This window comes from Xanthovirga aplysinae (genome assembly GCF_009711365.1).
GTDB classification, from domain to species: Bacteria; Bacteroidota; Bacteroidia; order Cytophagales; family Cyclobacteriaceae; genus Xanthovirga; species Xanthovirga aplysinae.
The window spans coordinates 1-1,264 of sequence record NZ_SMMB01000364.1; the positions used below are offsets into that span (position 1 = coordinate 1).

General features: G+C 34.3%; 1 protein-coding gene. It reads right to left on the bottom strand.

The features are described from left to right. Positions 1-415 precede the first annotated feature (415 nt). Positions 416-1,264 (bottom strand): hypothetical protein (locus tag E1171_RS23365; RefSeq protein ID WP_187696153.1); only part of this gene is annotated, 849 nt, incomplete at its 5' end.

Here is a 1,264-nt window from a genome sequence, read left to right on the forward strand (position 1 = left end):
GATTCATTCTTACCTAAACTAATTGAAACCCAATAAATAAAATTGTAAAAATCCGAACTAGAATAAATTTATAATGGATAAAAAAATTAGAGAGGACCCGATTTATTTTGATAAACTTTCCACTATTTAATAATTTCTGTGATGATGGCCTTCATTTGAAACCAAATGAAATGAATATAGTCTGAGCGTATATGATAGCTTACTTAATGTACAAGTTAAGAGACTACATGAATTACTTCCACTTTGGGGGTAGGTGGAAGTAAATAGATGTTTTTAAACTGAAATAGTTATTATGACTTGGTGGAATGGCATCAGATTCAACCCTAACATTTTTTACTGGATTTTGAGCATAAGCATTGTAGGCCTTATTGGTTTTGAACCAAAAATGGACCACAATAGCGAAATTGGCTGTTTATTATTGAATGATATTATTGCTATTTCCCATATTCCCATTAGCTGATTGCCCTACAGCAAAGCTTTGATAATTATGATTATTGTTATTGCCAAGAATCTGGTTATTATTCAATATTTCATTGGCTGTTCCATTCTGGAAACCTAGCAACGTTTGCCAATTGCCATGATTATTGTCACCCATAATGAGGTTATTGTTACGTTTCAAATTCATTTCCCCATCAATTAGCGCGATATCTTTTTGCCAGTTGTCATCATTTCTGTTCCCCTCGATTAGGTTATTGTCCTCGACCTCATTATCATTCCCCTTAATCCAGCTGTAAAGTTTCTGCTCATTATCATCATTGTTAGCACCTAAAATTTGGTTATTTAATCGAATATCATTGTTATCCTCCTTAATCCAACTGTACATTTTCTGCTGATTATTATCATTTTTAGTACCAAGGATTCGGTTATTAACTATGATCTCATTATCATCCCCCTTAATCCGGCTGTACAGCTTCTGCTGATTATCATCACTGTTAGCACCTGAAATATGGTTAGTATACCGGATGAAATTATCATCCCCCTTAATCCAACTGTATTGTTTCTGATGATTGTCATCCTTGTTGTTGCCAAAGAAGATTCTGTTATTGAACCGGATATTATTATTATCCCCCTTAATCCAGCTGTAAAGTTTCTGGTTATTCCAATCATTGTTGTTAAGCCCTATGATTTGGTTATTGTCAGCGATAAAATTATCATCCCCCTTAATCCAGCTGTAGAGCTTCTCCTGATTATCATCGTTGTTGTTCCCTTCCATTATGTTATTGCCCTGGATTATATTGTTATCCCCCTTAATCCAGTTGTACAG